Genomic DNA, 18873 nt, shown 5'->3' with positions numbered 1-18873 from the left:
ACATGGCCGAGCTAAACGAATGCGTCGCATACTTGTCTCAGGAAATCGGCCCGCGTCCGGCGGGAACCGAGGAAGAGCAGCGTGCGGCTCTCTATATCAGCGAGACGCTCTCTGCCGAAACGGGCCTGCCCACCACCATGGAAGACTTCCAGTGCAACCCCGACAGCACCCTCCCCCGGGCCCTTGTGGGCGGAGTCGCGGTGCTCATGACCCTGGTGGCCACTATCTTCTCCGTAGTCTCGGTTGCCTCTATTGTGATCGGGTTTCTATGTGTGCTCCTCCTGGCTGCTGAGATTTTCGACAAGCCCGTACTTTCACGCCTGCTCAATCGGGGAGCGAGCCAGAACGTCGTGGCGAAGTACGTTCCCTTGAAGTCGGCGAAGCAGGCGAGTCGCCGGCGCAAGGTCATCATCGTCGCCCATTATGACAGTGGCAAGATCCGCCGCGATTTGAACAGCGCCGTCATTACGGCGCTTCCCCTTCTGTATTGGGTTGAATTCGCTGCTATGGTGCTCATGCCCGTGCTGCTGCTCGTTCGCATGATCGTGACCCCCGTCGATGGCGCCCTCATCGCCTTCAACGTTATCCTGGCCGTCGCTATGGCTGTGGCGGTGCTGCCGACTCTCTCTTTCGCCCTGGAGAAGCTGAGCACCTACAACGACGGGGCGAACTGCAACGCCTCGGGTGTGGCGGTGCTGCTGGATGTGGCCGCTCGCGTGGCTGCTTCCCGCGATATTCCCGACGGGGACGAACCACTGATCCACGGTGCTGCCGCAGCGGCTTCGGCAGGGTTGGTGCCCGAGGGCACTGAGCTTGTGTACGATGTTCCCTCGAACACCGACGAGCTGGACTCTTCCATGGAATCGGCGGCCGAACGTCTCGCCGCCGCCAAGGCAGCGGTCGCGGCGCTCTCCGGCAAGCCGGTGGACGAAACCGAAGCTGTGACCTCTCCCGCCTCTGATCCTGAGGAGGAGGCCCCGGCGCCAGCCTGCCCCGACCCGGCGCCGGCCTTGGAGGCAGAGCCCCCGACCGCTTCTCCCGTTATCGTTCCCGTTCAGGCTCCGGCGCCGGCTGTCGAGCCCGCGGTGCCCGACTGGTTCAAGAAGGGGCAAGAGCAGGCGAAGAAGCCGAAGGTGGAGAAGCCGGTGCAGCGTTCGCGCTATGCTGCCGCTTTGGAGCGCGCCGAAGAAGAGATAACTGCCCGGGAGGAATCTCAGAAGAGCGCCACAGAGGAGTTGAGTGCCCGCATGCGCGGGATGCGGGCTTCAGTGCAGGCCGCTTCGGCGGCAGCCGGCGCCCAGCCGACCGGTGTGATTGCTGACCTGCCGCCGCTGGAAGAGAGCCCAGCTGCTGTGCCCGCGCCGTCGGTGGAGCCTCAGGTTGCCCCGGTAGCGCCCGTTTTGGCGGATACGCCTATTCCCGCCACCGAAGAGGCTCCCGTCCCGCCTGCGGTTGCCGCCGCAGTGCCGGAGGAAGTGCTGACTCCCTCTCCGGCAGACATTCCTTCTCCCCTCGATCGTAGCGCGGCAGTGGATCTGTCCCAGGTTCCGGCAGTGGCGGCCGATGATCCCGATGTGGTTCTCCGCGAGGGCCAGCGGCCGTTGACGGGCGCCACCGTCGCAGCGCCTCCCGTCGGTGCTTCGCCGCTGGCGGGCATTCCCACTCCGGCTGATCAGGCTGCGGAAGGTTCCCGCCGCCTCGTCATTCCCTCGGTGGGGGAGATTCCCCCGGTGGTCGAGGGAGCGTCGGATTCGTCTCCGCGCAAGCGCCGCGCCATCTCCCTGCCGAATATCGGCATTTCCCAGGAGCTCCCTCGTATCTCCATGGACGATCATCTCCAGGCCGCCCCTTTGGCGGAGGAGCGTCCGGCCCACGATGGCCGGGTACGCGACCTTTCGGCGATCGTGCCCTCTGTCGCTTCTCCGGCGACTTCCCCTGCTGCTCCTCACTCGGCCGCCCTGCGCGACGCCCTGCCGTCTCTTTCCCAGGTCCCGGCGGCGGCCGACCCGGGACTGTCGGGTAGCATCAACTTGGCCGGATCTTTCTCGGCCATGGGCGCCACGGGCGCGGCGGCCCCTCTGACTGACGACATGTTCGAGGCCGCCAGCGAGGATGACCTCTATATCGAGGACGTGGACGATTCGGCTTACATGGAGCAGGTCACCGAGACGGGCGCCATGGCTGGCCCCGGCTATGTGGAGATGCCCAAGAGCCGCTTTGGTCGCATCTTCGGCAAGCGCCGGCGCCACGCTCAGGTTGAGGCTTCCACTCCTCAGGAATGGCTCGACGTCGAGGACACCTTCGATGCCCGCGAGGCGGGTGCCGCGCGAGGCGGCTGGGAGAGCTTCCGCGAGGAAGATGAATTCGATGGCTACGATGAGGACTTCGATCCTCGGCAGACCACGGCCTTCTCTCCCGACTTTGGAGAGAACCAGTCCAACGCGGCCGCTCCTCTCCACCGCCGCGGCCGTCACTTCGAGGGCGGAGCCTTCTCGCGAGGCACCGCCGACGGCGAAGAACCGTTCGATGAGGAGGAGTCCCGGCCCCGTCGTGAGGCCGTTTCCAGCTTCGCCGATGGGCTTCCCGCGGGCTTCGTGTTTGACGATGCCCCCGAGGCAGCGGCCATCGAGCAGTTTCACAGCAAGCGCATCGATATGGAGGTGTGGTTCGTTGCCCTGGGCTCTGAGCTTGCCGGTAATGGCGGCATGCGCGCCTTCGTGGAGACTCATGAGGCCGAGCTCAAAGGCTCTATTATCATCGAGCTGGAGGCCCTCGGCGCCGGCGAGCTGACCTTGATGGACAGAGAGGGCACCTACCTGCCGAAGAAGGCGTCGAGTCGTATGAAGCGCCTCGTGCGCAAAGCCGGCCAGGCCGTTGGGTTGTCCGTGGGCGATGGTACCATGGAATGGCGCGACAGTGCTTCGGCCTATGCCATGAAGCACGGCCAGCAGGCCATGCACCTTGCGGGCATGGAGGGCAAGAAGCCGACGTTCTTCGGCGAGGCCGATGACGTTCTGGAGAATGTCGACGGCGATCAGCTGGCTCTCAACAGCGATTTCGTTATGGAACTGCTGAAGCAAATCTGATATATCCCTCGGCCATGATATGATGGCCCGCATCCGCCCCCGTAGCTCAGCGGATAGAGCGTCGGTTTCCTAAACCGTGCGTCGGAGGTTCGAGTCCTCTCGGGGGCGCCAGAGATTTCCTTAGGCCGCCGCTAGCTTTTGCTGGCGGCGGCTTTTACTTGGTGAAGAGGCGATGCAGACAGTTCGTGTCGGGTCGTTGCAGCGGTTTGCTGGCGGTCTTCGGGGACAGCGGGGCGGTGTGCGGCGGGACCGAGATGCGGCTTTCTTGCGACATAAGTGCGATTTTGGGCTGGTAGGATATGACTGCGACCGAAGCAATGTGTGATTACCGTGATGGACGCGAGCGGCTTGAGACCGGGGTGGGGTGTTCTGATAGACTGTTCAGGCTATTCCTGCTCCGGCGTGTGCCTTCACCAGCCCGGAGCCGTAAAGTCCAAAGGAGGTGAGCTGGATGAAGGCTTATGAACTGCTGTTTATTGTGCCCCCCACGATCGATGACGAGACTCGCGCTGGCGTGATGAAGCGCATCGAGACCACTCTCGCTGAGAGCAACGGTGTTGTGGACAACGTCGACAACTGGGGCAAGCGCAAACTCGCTTATGAGATCAACGGTCTGTCCGACGGCGACTACACTCTCATCGATTTCCATGCTGATCCGCAGAGCATTGCCGAGCTCGATCGCGTGCTGCGCATTAACGATGCCGTTATGCGTCACATGGTCGTGGCCCGCGCCGATCGCGACTAGTTTGGAAACCGGGCAGTCAGACTGGGCTGCTCACTGTGAGAAGAGGTAGAAATGAGCATCAACCGTGTGATCATCAGCGGCAATCTGACCCGCGATCCTGAGCTGCGCCAGACCCAGTCGGGTATGGCCGTGCTGAGCTTCGGCGTGGCGGTTAACGACCGCCGCAAGAACCCCTCCACGGGCGAATGGGAGGATTATCCGAACTTCGTGGACTGCACGATGTTCGGTGCCCGCGCCAACAGTTTGGCCCAGTATCTGTCCAAGGGCACCAAGGTGTCCATCGAGGGCAAGCTTCGCTGGAGCCAATGGGAGCGTGATGGCCAGAAGCGCAGCAAGCTGGAGGTCATCGTTGACGAGCTCGAGTTCATGTCGAGCCGCAACAGCAACGGTGGTGCCCCGTCCTATGGCGGAGATTCCTACGGAGGAGGCCAGAGCTACGCTGCTCCGGCGCCTGCTTATAGCGCCCCTGCCCCCGCGGCCCCCGTCATTGATGCCTCCTCTTCCGTGTACGATGATGACATTCCGTTTTAAGCGAAACGAAAGAGGTTAACATGGCCGATTATGCTAAGCAGCCTCGTCGTAAGTATTGCCAGTTCTGCAAGGACGACGTGGAGTATATCGATTACAAAGATACTCAAACGCTGCGCAAGTATGTTACCGATCGTGGCAAGATCAAGCCCCGTCGCGTCACTGGTGCCTGCACTCAGCACCAGCGCGACATCGCGGAGGCCGTCAAGCGCGCCCGCGTCATGGCTCTCATGCCCTATGCCGTTCCCGCGGTGAGCGGTCGTGGCGACCGCCGCAACCGCTAGGCGAAGGAGGAACCATGAAAGTTATTCTTCTGAAGGAACTCCACGGCAAGGGCGGCGAGGGCGACGTCATCGACGTCAACCGTGGCTATGCCAACAACTTCCTGCTCACTCAGGGCTACGCTGTGAAGGCTACTCCGGGTAACCTGAAGCAGCTGGAGGAGCGTAAGAAGAACATCGCCAAGCGCGAGGAGACCCGCATTGCCGATGCCAACGCTCTGGCTGCGAAGCTCAACGACGCCACCGTGCGCGTTATCGCCCAGGTGGGCGAAGAGGGCGTGCTCTTCGGCTCCGTCACGGCTCCGGCCGTGGCCGACGCCATCGCCGAGCAGCTCGAGGTCGAGATCGACAAGCGCCGTGTCGAGCTGGGCAAGCCGATCAAGATGGTGGGTACCTACGAGGTTCCCGTCTCCCTGTACCGCGACATCAAGGGCATTGTGACCGTGATCGTCGGAGGCGAGGGCATGGATGAGGAGTCCGCTGAGACCGTCGAGGCCTTTGATGAGGCTCTCGGGATTGCTGAGACCCCGGCTCCCGAGACCGTCGAGATCGACGGCCAGGTTTCCGAGGACGGCACCGTCGAGGCTGAGGTGACCGAGATCGAGGAGTAAGCTCCTTTCTGATCGATCCCTGCAAAGGCCCTCGTTCGCGAGGGCCTTTTTCTATCCTGAGACCCATCGTTGGGGCCTGTTTGTTTCCCGTGAAACAATAGAGCGCAAGAGGGGCGGGGAGATTCACGCTACAATAGAGGAGACCTAAGAGAAAGAGCTTTTTATGTCGTTTGCCCCCCAGGACCAGGACCCGCAGAGCCAAGGCGTCATCGCACCCCGTGCGCAGCTTCCTCAGAATATTGAGGCCGAGCAGTCGGTGCTGGCTGCTTGTATTCTCAATCACGAGGTGACCGAAGAAGTGGTCATGCGTATTCGGCCCGAGAACTTCTTCCGCCCCGCTCATCGGGCTATCTTCGAGGGTATCCAGAATTTGATCGGCCGCCGCATTCCCGTGGATCCCATCTCCCTCGCCGACACCCTGAAGGCCCTGGGCCAGTTGGATGCCGTGGGAGGGCGCGCCTATTTGGCGGAGCTTGCCGACAACACGTTCTCGCTCACAAGTTGGGAGCGTCATGTGGAGATCGTGAAGCGCCAGGCCATTCTGCGCGACTTGGTGTTCGCCTCCGCTCAGATCAACGCCCTGGCTTACGACGCTCCCGATGATGTGAACGAAGTCGTTGAGGAAGCGGAAAAGATGTTGCTCGAGGTAACTGAGAAGCGCGTTTCCTCCACGTTCCGCAAGATGGACGAACTCGTAGCCGAGGCCTATGAGCAGATCACCCTTTTGGCGAACCAGCGCAATCACGTGGTGGGTGTTCCCACGGGCTTCAAGGATGTTGACGACCTGATCCACGGGTTCCGCGGGGGAGACCTGGTGATCTTGGCTGCCCGTCCCGGCGTGGGCAAGACGTCCTTCGCTCTGAATCTGGCCACCAATGCCGCAAAGGCCGGCGTGGCCGTCACGTTCTTCTCGCTGGAGATGGGTGCCGAACAGCTGGTGCAGCGTATCTTGTGCTCCGAGGCCCGCGTATCGCTCTCGAAGCTGCGCAGCGGCCAGATCGCCGACGGCGACTGGGGCGCCCTGGCCGAGCATTCAGGGAAGCTCGCCGCGTTGGACATGTACATCGACGACACACCGGGCCTGTCCATCTTGGAGGCCCGCGCCAAAGCCCGCCGGGAACTGCGCAACGTGAAGGAGGGTCAGAAGGGCCTTATCGTCGTAGACTACCTGCAGCTCATGGAGCCTGGCCCCAACACGCGTAACAAGAGCACTAACGACCAGGTTGGCGAGATCTCCCGCGGACTGAAGATTCTCGCGAAGGAAATGAACATGCCGGTCATTGCCTTGTCCCAGCTGTCGCGCGCCGTGGAGCAGCGCGGCAAGGACAAGCGCCCCATGCTCTCCGACCTGCGCGACTCCGGTTCCATCGAGCAGGATGCCGACATCGTCATGTTCATCGATCGGTCCATGAGTGAAATCGAGGCCGAGAGCGAGAGCCGCCCCGATCTGGGCACGGCAAAGCTCATCGTGGCAAAGCACCGCAATGGTGCCACGCGCGATATCGACCTCGCCTTCAATCCGGAATTCACCAAGTTCATGGACTTCGTGGACGATTCCCGTTTCGATTCCTCCTTCTAGGAAGCGCCATTGAATCCGTCGCTGACATTCATCCACGCCTCCGATTTGCATATCGGCGCCCCCTTTCGCGGTTTAAGGGAGCTGTCGGAGGAGTGGGCGCGGCGGCTTTCCGATGCCATTCCCGCCGCCTGGGATCGGGTGGTGGAAGCGGCGCTGTCCCGCAAGGTGGACTTTGTGGTAGTGGCTGGGGACATCTTCGATTCCACCCGTGCCTCCTATCGCGATTACCTGCGCTTCTTCGACGGCCTCAAGAAACTCGATGCCGCAGGTATTCCCTCCTATCTGTGCACGGGAAACCACGATCCGCTGAGCCTGTGGCAGAGGGATTTCTTCGCATTGCCGGCATCGGCCACGATGCTCGCCGCCGATCGGCCCGACTTCGCTCTCTATGAGCGGGGAGGCGAACCCCTTGCCATCATCGGCGGCCGGGGATATCCGAACAAGGTGTGGTCGCCCCAGGAGAACATTGCCGCAGGCGTCACCCGTGACGCTGCCGAGAAGGCCCTCGGTCCCCGCGCCGCAGCAGCTCCTTTTGCCGTGGGCGTGCTGCACACGGGGCTGACGCTCGATCCTGTGAAAGCGCCCACTGACCCGGCGGCCTTACTGCGTGCCGGCATGGACTATTGGGCCCTCGGCCACATCCATCGTCGCTACGCGAACGACGAATCCGATCCGCGCATCGTGTTCTCCGGCTGCATCCAAGGGCGCGATGTGAGGGAAACGGGCCCGCGGGGCGTCTACGTCGTTACGCTGGCTGAACAGCGTCCTCCAGCTCTGACGTTCATCCCCACGGCCTCGGTAGTATGGGAGCAGCTTGAGGTTGACGTGTCCGATTGCGCCAACATTCCGGCCTTGGTTGACAAGGTGATGCGGGAATTGTTCGCCGTGAACGGCACTGTCTCCTGCGAGATGATGGTGTCTCGCATCACGCTGACCGGATCTTCGGGTCTGCACGAGGTGCTCGGCCGTCCCGGCGTGCTCGACGATGTGCGGTCCTCTGTTAACGATGCCTATAGCGAATTCTTCTGCGATGCGCTCATCGACCGCACGCGAGCGCCCCTCAACGAGGAAGCCCTGCGGGCCGAGGGTATGTTCCCGGCGGTATTCCTGCGCACGGCCGACGCCATGGTCGCTGATGTGACAGGCCAGATCGATTACATCCAGGAGGAGTTTCTCGCGCGGAACATCCCGCTCACAGCGGCGCTTTCCGAAAAGAAAGCCCGATGTCTTGCCGCCGAGGCCGCCGATCTGGTGCTTGACCTGCTCGTGCAGGGAGGCGATGCGTGATGGTGCGGACGACCCCCTTTCTGCGCTATCTGCGCATCGAGCGCTTTGGTCGCTTCCATGACAAGACCGTGGGTCCCTTCGATGAGCATCTGAACATCGTCTATGGTGGCAACGAAGCGGGCAAAACCACCCTGGCTGCCTTCGTCGGCGGCGTGCTATTCGGATGGGAGGAGGCCCGCGGCCGGCGGAATACCTACAAGCCCGCCGGTGCCGAGCGGAGCGGGAGTCTGATCTTCTCCGACGGTCGTACGCTCTCGCGCACGCGCAACGTCGATGGTATCGACGGGGACGCAGCCCTGGTGGAGGATATCGACAGGGACACCTTCCGCACAATGTTCTCCTTGAACAGCGACGAGTTGCGCAGTTTGCGAAATACGACCGACACTACGGCGAAGCTGCTCACGGCCGGCTCGGGCACCTCGTCGTCGCCAGCCCATGCTCTTGCCCAAGTGAGCGAGCGCTTGGCGGCGTTCACCTCCCGAGCGGCTGGGGCCACGCAGTCCATTCCGCAGTTGATCGCCCTGCGCAACGAGCTGCGCGAGCGACAGAATGAAGCCGCCGACCAGGCCGACCGCTGGCGCGCCCAAGATCGCGAGCTGCACGAGCTGGAGCCGGAGCGCGCGGCCATGGCCGAGCGGGTTGACGAGAGCAATCGGCTCATCGAATCGCTCTCCTCGGCCCGGGCGGTCCTGGAGGCGCTCGACGGGGAACGTGACAAGCTGGAGCAGGAGATCGAACGGCTTGAGGGGGTTCAGGCCGCCGCAACCTCTGAGCAGCGAGAACGCGAGCGCGGGGCGGGGGCGTCCTTGGCTCGTCTGAGCTCCAATGAGGACCGCGCCCTGCGCGACCGTCTCGACGCCCTCGCGGCCCAGCAGGCCCGCCTTGCCCACAGTACCGATGTCGCTCGGGCGAATTACACCTCGTCGGCAGCGGTGTACGAGGCTCTACTGGAGACGGAGAGCGGTCGCGACGAGCAGCAGCGCTTGCGGACAGATCGGCGCATTCAAGTGGCTTTCTGCGTGGTCATCCCCGCCGTGCTGTTCTTGCTGGGCGTGCCCCTGTTCATCGAGGGCCGCGATCGCGGGGCCCTCAGCTATATGGCCATCGGCTTCCTGCTCACGGTATTTGCCGCATTGCTGGCCCTCGGCGGCTTCGCTTTGCTCTTCCGCCCCAGCAAGCACAACACTGCGCTCAAGGAGCGTTTCCAGGATGCCCACTGGGTCATGGTGCAGGATAAGAAGAAGCTCGAGGCGTGCCAGGCGGAGGAGCGGCAGGCTCAGATTCGTCTCGCGGAGGAGCTGGAAGAGCTTGGGCTTGGGGCCGCCGATGGCTCTCTGCGCCAGGCTCGGGTGCTCTTGGACGAGGCGCGCGATGCCCGCGCCGATGCGGCGCTGTGCCGTCAGCGCCAGCAGGCGGCGGCAGCTCGGGCGGCTCAAGCCAGCGCCCGCTTGGCCGAGATCCGCCGGGAACGGGCGGCGGCCACGGCTCGGGCGGGCCTTTCTCCCGAGGTCCACCTCTCCGAGGTAGAAGCCGAACTCGAGCGCCGCTTGCGTCAACGGGCCGGGCTGCTAGAGGCCTTCGAGTCCATGAACCAGCGAGCCGGCGAGTTGGCGACCATCCTCTCCCAGGCCGAGGCTGAGGGCTCGTTCGATCGCTACAAGATCGAGGTGCAGCAGGTATCCACGCGCCTTGACGAGGCCCGGGCCGACTTTGCCCGCCTGCTCCTCGCTAAGCGCATGCTCCAAGCGGCCATCGCCACCTGGGAATCGAAGCAGCAGCCGGAGGTGTACGCGAAGGCGAGCCGTCTCCTGTCTCTCATGACCGAGGGTCGTTGGACGGCGGTAGAGCTCTCTTCTGGGGGAACCCTGTTGGTGGCCGATGCGGCTCGATGCACGCGCGAGCCTGTCCACCTGTCCCTTGGAACATGTCAGCAGCTGTATTTGGCCCTGCGCATCGCCCTGCTCACGAGTGCCGACAATGTTGGCCGCGCTATCCCCATTCTCGCCGACGACATTCTCGTGAACTTCGACGATCGCCGGCGCATCGGCGCCGCCCAGGCGTTGGTGGAACTGGCCCGAACCCGCCAGGTCATTCTGTTCACTTGCCACCCAGAGGTGGTGCGGGTTCTGAAGAAGGCCGCCAAGCAGGCCGACTGCTCGACCGTGATCATCGATTTGTAGAACCCGTCCGCTGCTGTGCGGCGCCCCTGTCGTCCCGACGCTTCCCTCCGGCTTCCCCTCATGTGCGGCCAGGTCCTTTCCCTCGGTGTCTTCGCCCTTTGGAAAAGACCCGTAGCTACCGAACGTGCGGGCCATTTGCGGCCGCCTGTACTATACTTACATCTTCGAGCAAAAGGCTCACGACGAAAGGACGCAGCATGCCCAGCACAGTGCTCGTCGGCGCCCAGTGGGGCGACGAAGGCAAGGGTAAGATCACCGACCTCATCGCCAGCGACTACGACTACGTGGTGCGCTTCCAGGGGGGCAACAACGCCGGCCACACCGTCATCCACGGTGACAAGAAGCTGGCGCTGCACCTCATGCCCTCCGGTGTCATGTACGAGAACGCCGTGCCCGTCATCGGCAACGGCGTGGTGGTGGACCCGGGCGTCCTGGTGAAGGAGATGGCCATGCTGGAGGCCGAGGGCATCTCCTGCAAGAACCTGCGCATCTCCAACGACGCGCACCTCATCATGCCCTACCACAAGGATCTTGACGGAGCCGACGAGAAGAGCCTCGGCGACAAGAAGATCGGCACCACCAAGCGCGGCATCGGTCCCTGCTATCAGGATAAAATGGGCCGCAAGGGCATCCGTATGCAGGACCTGCTGGACGAGAAGATCTTCCGTCTGAAGCTCGCGGCGGTGCTGGCCCAGAAAAATCCCATTTTGGAGAAGATCTACGGGCTGCACACCTACACCGTCGAGGAAATCTGCGACGAGTACCTACCCTATGCCCGTATTCTCGCCCCCTTCGTGTGCGAGTCGGCCCACATGCTGAACACGGCCCTGGCCGAGGGCAAGTCCATCCTCTTCGAGGGGGCCCAGGGTACCCTGCTCGACATCGACCATGGCACCTATCCCTTCGTCACCTCGTCTTCCTGCTGCGCTGGCGGCGCTGCCACGGGCACCGGCGTGGGCCCTGCGGCCATCGACCGGGTACTCGGCATCCAGAAGGCCTATGTCACCCGCGTGGGAGAGGGCCCCTTCCCCACGGAGCTGAAGTTCCCCGAGAACGGCGGAGTGGGCCAGGATGCGGAAGACGGCGAGTTGCTGTGCGCCGCCGGCCACGAGTTCGGCGTGACCACGGGCCGCAAGCGCCGCTGCGGCTGGTTCGACGCCGTCATCGGCCGCTATGCCGCCGAGGTGAACGGGCTTACGGACGTGGCCCTCACTAAGCTGGACGTGCTGTCGGCCTTCGACACTATCAAGGTGTGCGTGGCCTACGAGTGCGATGGCGAGCGCTACGACTACTTCCCCATGCAGCAGTCGGTGCTGCATCACGCGAAACCCATCTACGTGGAGCTGCCCGGTTGGAAGGATGTCGATATTACGGGCTGCAAGACCTACGAGGAGCTGCCCGAGAACACGCGCAAGTACATCGAGTATCTGGAAGAGGTCACCGGCGTGCCCATGAGCATCATCTCCGTGGGCCCCGATCGCGATCAGACCATCATGCGGAATTGGTAGGAGAGGACCAACATGAACATCCTGGTTTTGGGTTCGGGTGGCCGCGAGCACGCCATCGCCTGGGCGCTGCAGAAGTCGCCGAAGACCGATGTGCTGTACGTGGCCCCGGGCAACGGAGGCACCGCTGACATTGCCGAGAACGTCGAGATCGACATTGCCGATAGCGAGGCCCTGCTCAGCTTCGTGGCCGAGCGCAAGATTGGCCTGGTGGTCATCGGCCCCGAGGCGCCCCTGGTCGATGGCGTGGCCGATGTGCTGCGCGCGGCCGGCGTGCCGGTGTTCGGTCCCAACGCCGATGGCGCCCAGCTGGAGGGTTCCAAGGCCTATTCCAAAGAGTTCATGATGGCCAATGCCATCCCCACCGCCGCCTACGGTCGCTTCGATAACGCGGATGCGGCCCTGGCCTATGTGCGCGAGCAGGGCGCCCCCATCGTCATCAAGGCCGACGGTCTGGCCGCCGGCAAGGGCGTCGTGGTGGCGGAAACCCTGGAAGACGCCGAGAACGCCGTGCGCGCCTGCTTCGACGGCGCCTTCGGCGATGCCGGCTCCACGGTGGTCATCGAGGAGTGCATGACCGGCCCCGAGTGCTCGCTGCTCTGCTTCGTCACAGCCGGCAAGTCCTTCCCCATGGCCCCGGCCCAGGATCACAAGCGTGCCTACGACGGCGACCTGGGCCCCAATACTGGTGGCATGGGCGTGTACTCGCCAGTGCCCATCGTGACCGATGAGGAAATGGCCGCCATGGTGGCCATCATGGAAGACGCCGCCTCTGCGACAGCGCGCGAGCCCTTCGCCGCCGACTACCGCGGTACGCTGTACGGCGGCTTCATGCTCACCCCCGCCGGCCCCAAGATCGTGGAGTTCAACGTGCGCTTCGGCGATCCGGAGACCCAGGTGGTCTTGCCGCGCCTGGAAAGCGACCTGGTGGACGTGATGCTGGCCGTGGCCGAGGGCCGTCCCGAGGACATTGCCCTGGAGTGGTCCGACGATTGGGCCGTCTCGGTGGTGCTCGCGAGCGAGGGCTACCCCGGCTCCTACGAGAAGGGGAAGGTTATCCTCGGCATTGAGGAGGCCGAGGCCCTGGATGGCGTTACCGTGTTCCATGCTGGCACCCGGCGCAACTTCGACGGCGAGCTGCTCACCAACGGCGGACGCGTGCTGAACGTGGTGGCCACGGGCGCCACGTTCGAGGAGGCTCGCGAGCGGGCCTATGAGGCTTGCGACCTCATCAACTTCGAAGGCAAGCAGTTCCGCCATGATATCGGCAAGAAGGCCCTCCAGGGTCGTTCCGCTTGGGAGTAGCCTATGCTCTCAGAGCGACTGTTGTCGAAGGTGGTAGCGGCCTGCACGGCCAACTATCTGAAGCTGACCCCCTGCACCGAGGAGCCCGTGCCCGAGCCCGTGCCCGGGCAGGCCTATATGCTTTATATGCATGTGCCGTTCTGCGAGCGGCTCTGCCCGTATTGCTCCTTCAACCGCTTCCCCTTCCGGGAGGATCGGGCGAAGCCCTACTTCGAGAACATGCGCAAGGAGATGCGCATGCTGAAGGAGCTGGGCTACGACTTCGATTCGGTCTACATCGGCGGCGGCACGCCCACCATCATGATCGACGAGCTGTGCGAGACCATCGACCAGGCCCGCGATCTGTTCTCCATTCGGGAAGTGTCGAGCGAGACGAACCCGAACCACCTCATCCCCTCCTACTTGGAGAAGTTGAAGGGGCGCGTGCAGCGGCTGTCGGTAGGGGTGCAGTCCTTCGACGACGACCTGCTGCGCCAGATGGACCGCTACGAGAAATACGGCTGCGGTCAGGAGATTCTCGAACGTATCGGCGAGGCGTCGCCCTATTTCACCTCCATGAACGCCGACATGATCTTTAACTTCCCGGCCCAGACCGAGGACACGCTCATCCGCGATATCGAGATGGTGGTGGCCTCGGGAGCGAGCCAGACTACGTTCTACCCGCTCATGGCCTCGCCGTCGGTGCAGCGGTCTCTCGCAGCCACCGTGGGCCCGGTGGATTACAACCGTGAGCAGCGGTTCTACGAGATCATCTGCGATCTGCTGCTGGGAGACTTGCCCAACGGCGATCCCGGTCTGTTCGAGTTGGGCAGCGCCTGGACGTTCAATCGCCGCGGTACCGGTGCGGCCGGCGAGGACGCCATGATCGACGAGTACGTGGTGGACTACGAGGAGTACCCGGCCATCGGCAGCGGCGGCATCACCTATCTGGGGAAGAACCTGTACGTGAACACGTTCTCGGTACGCGAGTACAATGCCGCCATCGAGAGCGGCCGTATGTCCATGATGGGCAAGACCACGTTCAGCCTGCGCGATCGCATGCGCTACCGGTTCATGATGCAGCTGTTCGGCCTACATCTGGACAAGCGCCAGTTCTACCGCGACTTCGGTACGACCGTGGAGCGGGGTCTGCCGGCCGAGATGGCCTTCATGCGGGCCTGCGGCGCCTTTGCCACCGACAATTCCGACGAGCTGACGCTGACGCCCAAGGGCCGCTACCTCGTGGTAGTCATGATGCGCCAGTTCTTCATCGGCGTGAACAATCTGCGCGACCAGGCCCGGGCGGCCCTCACGGGCGAGGAGCGCGAGCTGGTGTTCGGCGATGGCACGGCCCATGGGTGTGCGGCCGCCGGGGGCGCGGCCTCGGCCGCTGCCGCCGCCGGGGTGCGCGAGCTGTCCGCCACGGCGGTTCTCGACGGAGCCCGGGCCCAGGCGGCCGAGGAGTAGGCGCCCCCGCCCATGACCTATGTTTCCGTTGTGACTCTGGCGGCCTATGGCCTCGTGCTGCTGGTGCTCGGGGCCATAGCCGTAGTTGATCTGCGGGAGAGGCGCGTGCCCAACCTGCTGTCCGGGGCCTTGGCTGCCCTCTGGCTGCTGTGGCGCGTCGTGCTTGGCTTCGCCGGCCAGCACATGGGGCTGGGCTTCCGCGCCGAGTTCGCGGCTCCCGCGCCGACAATCGTGGTGCCCCCGGGGCTCAGCATCGAAGGTGCTTCCCTGGCCGAGGGCATTATCGGCGCCGTCATCCTCGGCGGCGGTTTGCTGGTGCTCACGGCCGTCTATGAGGCCGTGACCCATCGGGAGTCCTTCGGCGGCGGAGACATCAAGCTCATGGCCGCCCTCGGTCTGTTCCTCGGCGCCGATCGGGGTCTCATCTGCTTGCTGGCCGCATGCGTGCTCAGCCTGCTCTACGCTCTTATTGCCCGTATCGCCCGCTCGGTGATTGCCCGCCGCCGAGGGGGAACCTCCGAAGAAGAAGGGGAGGGCCTGCTGCGCACGACCCTCCCCTTTGCTCCCTTTATTGCCCTGGGTGCTTTGATTGCCTTTGTGGTTTAGCTGTTTCGCCGATCCTTTCGGCGCCGCGCCGCCGATACAGCCAGAATGGCGGCAGCTCCCAGGGCCATCGCTCCGGCGACGGTCATCGGCGCGGCATCGCCCGTTTGAGCCAGCAGGTGCTTGAGGCGAATGGTCGTGCCATCCCGCTCTTCTACGGTATAGGTGAAGCGCACGATCCTATCGGGCCCGCCGTTCGGGTCGGGGTACACCGCCGTCACGTAGTAGGTGCCCGGACGGGTGGGATCGATGGAGTCAACCGTCTTGCCATCAAGAGTGATGGTGATCTCGGGTTTTACGTCGGCGGGCACGCGATCGGGCCAGCGCTCGTGGATATCGGCGGCAATATCATCCTTCGTCAGAGGCTTGCCGTTGGGATCCACGGTCACGGTGACGTTCTCGTCAACGATGACGTTTCCCTGATCCGGCTGCGAGGCGCCCGGGGCGGTGGGCTTGTCGGGCGTGCCCGGCTTCTCGGGCTTCTGCGGTTCGTCGGGGGTCGGCTCGGCCACGGTGTATTCGAAACGCACTACCTTGTCCGGGCCACCATCGGGGTCGGGGTACGTGGCGATGACCACGTAGTGACCGGGCTTGGTCGGGTCGATGGTCTCCACCTCTTCGCCGTCCTTGATGATGGTGATGACCGGATCGGTGTTGGGAAGATTGTCTTCTATCTGGTCTTTGATGACATCCTCAAGCTCGTCCTTCGACACCGGCGGCTTGCCCGGGGTCACGTCCTCTTCCACGGTGCCTCCCTCGATGAGGTCGCCGATCTGGTCCAAATCGGGGTCGGTGGCCGGATTGGCGGTGACCACCACCTTGGCCGGCTTCAGGGTGAGGAGGTAATTGCCGATGTCATAGCGGCCGCCACCTAGATCTTTCACCTCGGTAATGGGGGAGGGGAAGCCGGTCGCGCGGGATCCGTCCATCGCGAAGGCCGCGGCCGCCCCGTTGGCACAAGGGTTCACATTGGCGAAGTGGGGAGTCGCCGTATAGGTGCCCACAGTGGGGTTGGAGACGTCCAGCGGCTCGCCGTCGCTGTCGCGGGTGCAGGTCAGCTCCACGGCACCGAGAATGCTTTCAACGGCCCCGCCATCGACCCGCGCGGCATCGCGAGGCGCGAGCATATTCGCTGCCCACGGGGCGCTCCCATCGTCGTGCACGTCTTCGTTGCTCGTCAGGGTCAGGGGAACGCCGGATTCGTCGGCTAGGGGCTTGCCCGCTAGGCCCCACTTTACGGTGGAAGAGGCGGTTACAACCAGTTCCCGAGGCACGATACGGGCTACCAGTTCAAGGGTTCCGTCATCTTTCAGACCAGCCAGAGTGTAATTGGTGGTCACGGTGCCGTCGGCCGATTCCAGCCGCGCCCCTTCGAGCACGATCTTCCCGTCCCCCGCGTCGGCGGTGCCGTAGCTTGCGCTATCTGCGGCAAGGCGCACATCGCCGCTATGGGTGGGAAGAATGCCGGGCAACGCGATGGCATCCAGGCTGAAGTCGGCGGTGCCGTCGTACACCTTCTCATACACCTTTGGCTGCATAGCACCAGAAGCATCCTTCTCGCGTGTCAGGTCAACGGTGGCGGGGCGCACGGTGAAGATGGCGGTGCCCTCCTTGTACACGCCGCCGTCTTCCCGATTAGGTTTCGTGGAGGTGACCTTGTAACGGCCGGCGGTGTAGGGCACCTCGGCCTCGGGCACTACGATGGGTTTGCCGTCGTCGCCGATGATTTCCTTGCCGTTGGCGTCCACGAGCACGTAGGTACGCTCCACCTGGTCGGCCACGGGGTCCAGCACGCCGCCGTTGATGTTCTCGCCCACCTTGAGGGCTTGGCCGAGGGTGATGCTGTCTGCCTCGGTGGTAATGGTGAGCTCTTCGGGATCGACGTTGATGTCCACTTTCACATACACATCCACATCGACGTTCACATCGGCATCGCCCCCGGAACCATCGCCGTCTCCGCCCGGCGCGCTATCGTCTTCCAAACCGCCGTACTCGATGACGTAGCAGCATTTCTGGTGAGCAGCATTGTTGGGGAAGTTGGGATAATCGTTCCATTTGCCAATGTTGGCCGCTGCGGTGGGCACGTCGGCGGAGTTTTTCTGGCTGTACATATGCAAGCAGTATTCGCCCGAATCTAGAGTGCCGGCGTTGTCGTAGAATCCGATACTGGCCGCGTTGTTCGGCTCGCTGCTGGCAAAATTGTAGTAAGCGTCGTCTTCGGTTATCGGATCTTTCACGGGCGTTGCCGACCCGGTCGAGACCATGCGACATATCTCCATGGGGCCGCCGTCGGGGCCCATGGTTGCCTCGGGCCCGGTTACCCAATAGAAGCTGTAGGGCCATCCTGCTAAGGGATTCTGCCATGTGAACTGCCCCGTGTTGCCGACGGCGCCGAACGTGGGCTCGGCCGTACCGCCCATCCACATGTTCGTGTCAATGAGCGTGGTGATGAACTTCGATTCCTCGGGGCTGGTAACCGTGACTAAATAGCCCTGAAGGCCCATGTAGGTGTCGGCCGCCGCCGCATCGCGGGCTTCCAGCCAGGTAGACGGCTGGGGAATGTAGCGGTAGTAGTGGCCATTCTCGGAATTGAAGTCGTAGGTGTCCGTTACGGGCTTCAGGCTGGCGATCATGCGCAGGCCCTTGGTGCCCGACCCGCCGGCAAGGGTGATCTTCATATGCTTTTGGAGGTACTCCTCCCATTTTGCCGCCGGCCAGCCGCCTTCCTTCTCGTCGGCATTCGTGGCGTTCACAGATCGGTTGGCCGTCTTGCCCCGCACCTCGAAGCCCTCTACCGCATCGAAGGTCACGTCGTCGCCCGCCGCAATGGCCGTCGTGAACTGCACGGTGATGCTGCGGATGTTCTTATCGGTGTTGGAGGTTACCTTCAACTTGGGAAACCGGTACTCGTTTCCATTGCGCTCGGCGGGGCCAGCCACAATGGTCAGTTCCGCAGCTTCGTCGTCAACATCGGCGGAAGGTGCGGCGCTCTCGTCCGCCGCCCAGGCTGGCTCGCAGAGAGGCGCGGTGCCGACAACGGCAATCGTCGAGGCCGTTGCGGCTAGCGCGATGGCGAGGGATCCCTTGACGAGGTTCATTCCCAATACATGCAGAGGTTTCATAGCAGGTCTTCTCTCGGTCGTTCTAAAATGATAGAAGTACTCATAGTATAGCGCCGCCACCAGGTCGCGCCAACCGCGATAAGCCCTTGAGGCGATGAGAGTTTCGGCCGATGACAGCAACGGATATGCGATGGGGGGAGCGCGACGCCACGGATCGTCCCGAAAAAAGTTCTTGCATTGCGCGGTTCTACCCGTTAATATATATGCTCGCGTCGAAAGCGAATGCTTTCCGCACCTTGGTCGGGTAGCTCAGTTGGTAGAGCAACGGACTGAAAATCCGTGTGTCGAGGGTTCAAGTCCCCCTCCGACCACCATTAACTTTAAGCAGGTCAAGCAACTAAAACGCTTGACCTGCTTTGTCTTTTAAGTTAGGCTTGTCGCAAGGTTGTCGCAATAATTGTCGCAAATTGCCGCGCAAATCAAATCACAAACAATAACAGCGACACAATGAACCGCCGCGCCACCACTGCCAACCCCCCCATTTCTAAAATATGCCGATTAGCTAGGGCACCAAAGGCGGGTTAAGGCTCAAAAAGTGTGCTCTTAGCATTATTCACTGTCTGTACCGGGTTGGCATGTGGAACTCGTTCCAGTC

At 63.1% G+C, this 18873-nt stretch carries 13 protein-coding genes and 2 tRNA genes; 14 read left to right on the top strand and 1 reads right to left on the bottom strand.

Annotated elements, in window-relative coordinates; genetic code table 11:
* Positions 1-2: 2 nt before the first annotated feature.
* From AAK988_RS08355 to AAK988_RS08295, 13 genes are all read left to right on the top strand, one after another.
* Positions 3-3086 carry an aminopeptidase gene (locus AAK988_RS08355; protein ID WP_369880608.1) on the top strand — a complete coding sequence of 1028 codons (3084 nt, stop codon included), beginning with the start codon at positions 3-5 and terminating at the stop codon, positions 3084-3086.
* A gap of 35 nt (positions 3087-3121) precedes the next feature.
* Positions 3122-3197 (top strand) — tRNA-Arg (locus AAK988_RS08350).
* Positions 3198-3537: 340 nt separating this feature from the next.
* Positions 3538-3831, top strand: coding sequence for a 30S ribosomal protein S6 (gene rpsF, locus AAK988_RS08345; protein ID WP_135970749.1), 294 nt, complete (start codon positions 3538-3540; stop codon positions 3829-3831).
* Between the two features lie 51 nt (positions 3832-3882).
* Entirely contained in the window at positions 3883-4362 is a 480-nt protein-coding gene (locus AAK988_RS08340; RefSeq protein ID WP_160324335.1) for a single-stranded DNA-binding protein, read from the top strand.
* 20 nt (positions 4363-4382) lie between these two features.
* On the top strand, positions 4383-4643 hold the full coding sequence (gene rpsR, locus AAK988_RS08335) for a 30S ribosomal protein S18 (RefSeq protein ID WP_135970729.1): 261 nt from the start codon (positions 4383-4385) through the stop codon (positions 4641-4643).
* 14 nt (positions 4644-4657) lie between these two features.
* Positions 4658-5251 carry a 50S ribosomal protein L9 gene (rplI, locus tag AAK988_RS08330; protein WP_151431003.1) on the top strand — a complete coding sequence of 198 codons (594 nt, stop codon included), beginning with the start codon at positions 4658-4660 and terminating at the stop codon, positions 5249-5251.
* 163 nt (positions 5252-5414) lie between these two features.
* Complete coding sequence (gene dnaB / locus AAK988_RS08325) at positions 5415-6830, top strand: replicative DNA helicase (RefSeq protein WP_369873509.1); 1416 nt, start codon at positions 5415-5417, stop codon at positions 6828-6830.
* A 9-nt stretch (positions 6831-6839) separates the two neighbouring features.
* A complete protein-coding gene (locus AAK988_RS08320) occupies positions 6840-8117 on the top strand; it encodes a metallophosphoesterase family protein (RefSeq protein ID WP_369880606.1) in 1278 nt (425 codons plus the stop codon).
* Positions 8117-10297: an ATP-binding protein gene (locus AAK988_RS08315; RefSeq protein ID WP_369880624.1), complete on the top strand. Its 2181-nt coding sequence runs from the start codon at positions 8117-8119 to the stop codon at positions 10295-10297. Before AAK988_RS08320 ends, AAK988_RS08315 begins: the two co-directional genes overlap by 1 nt.
* A 197-nt stretch (positions 10298-10494) precedes the next feature.
* Positions 10495-11805 (top strand): adenylosuccinate synthase, encoded by a 1311-nt coding sequence (locus tag AAK988_RS08310; RefSeq protein WP_160324331.1) that lies wholly within the window; start codon positions 10495-10497, stop codon positions 11803-11805.
* A gap of 12 nt (positions 11806-11817) precedes the next feature.
* Positions 11818-13107: a phosphoribosylamine--glycine ligase gene (gene purD, locus AAK988_RS08305; RefSeq protein WP_369880605.1), complete on the top strand. Its 1290-nt coding sequence runs from the start codon at positions 11818-11820 to the stop codon at positions 13105-13107.
* A gap of 3 nt (positions 13108-13110) precedes the next feature.
* Positions 13111-14553: a coproporphyrinogen III oxidase family protein gene (locus AAK988_RS08300; RefSeq protein ID WP_369880604.1), complete on the top strand. Its 1443-nt coding sequence runs from the start codon at positions 13111-13113 to the stop codon at positions 14551-14553.
* Between the two features lie 12 nt (positions 14554-14565).
* Positions 14566-15159 carry a prepilin peptidase gene (locus tag AAK988_RS08295; protein ID WP_151432021.1) on the top strand — a complete coding sequence of 198 codons (594 nt, stop codon included), beginning with the start codon at positions 14566-14568 and terminating at the stop codon, positions 15157-15159.
* On the opposite strand, the gene AAK988_RS08290 is transcribed toward AAK988_RS08295, so the two are convergent.
* Positions 15156-18278, bottom strand: a complete 3123-nt coding sequence (locus AAK988_RS08290) for a YDG domain-containing protein (RefSeq protein ID WP_369880603.1) — start codon at positions 18276-18278, stop codon at positions 15156-15158. The two genes, AAK988_RS08295 and AAK988_RS08290, sit on opposite strands and share 4 nt — an antisense overlap.
* A 238-nt stretch (positions 18279-18516) precedes the next feature.
* Here AAK988_RS08290 and AAK988_RS08285 point away from each other — a divergent pair.
* Positions 18517-18592 (top strand) — tRNA-Phe (locus AAK988_RS08285).
* Positions 18593-18873: the final 281 nt, after the last annotated feature.

The sequence above is a fragment of the Adlercreutzia muris genome (genome assembly GCF_041223505.1).
GTDB classification, from domain to species: domain Bacteria; phylum Actinomycetota; class Coriobacteriia; order Coriobacteriales; family Eggerthellaceae; genus Adlercreutzia; species Adlercreutzia muris.
This window is presented reverse-complemented; position numbering and strand designations above follow the sequence as displayed.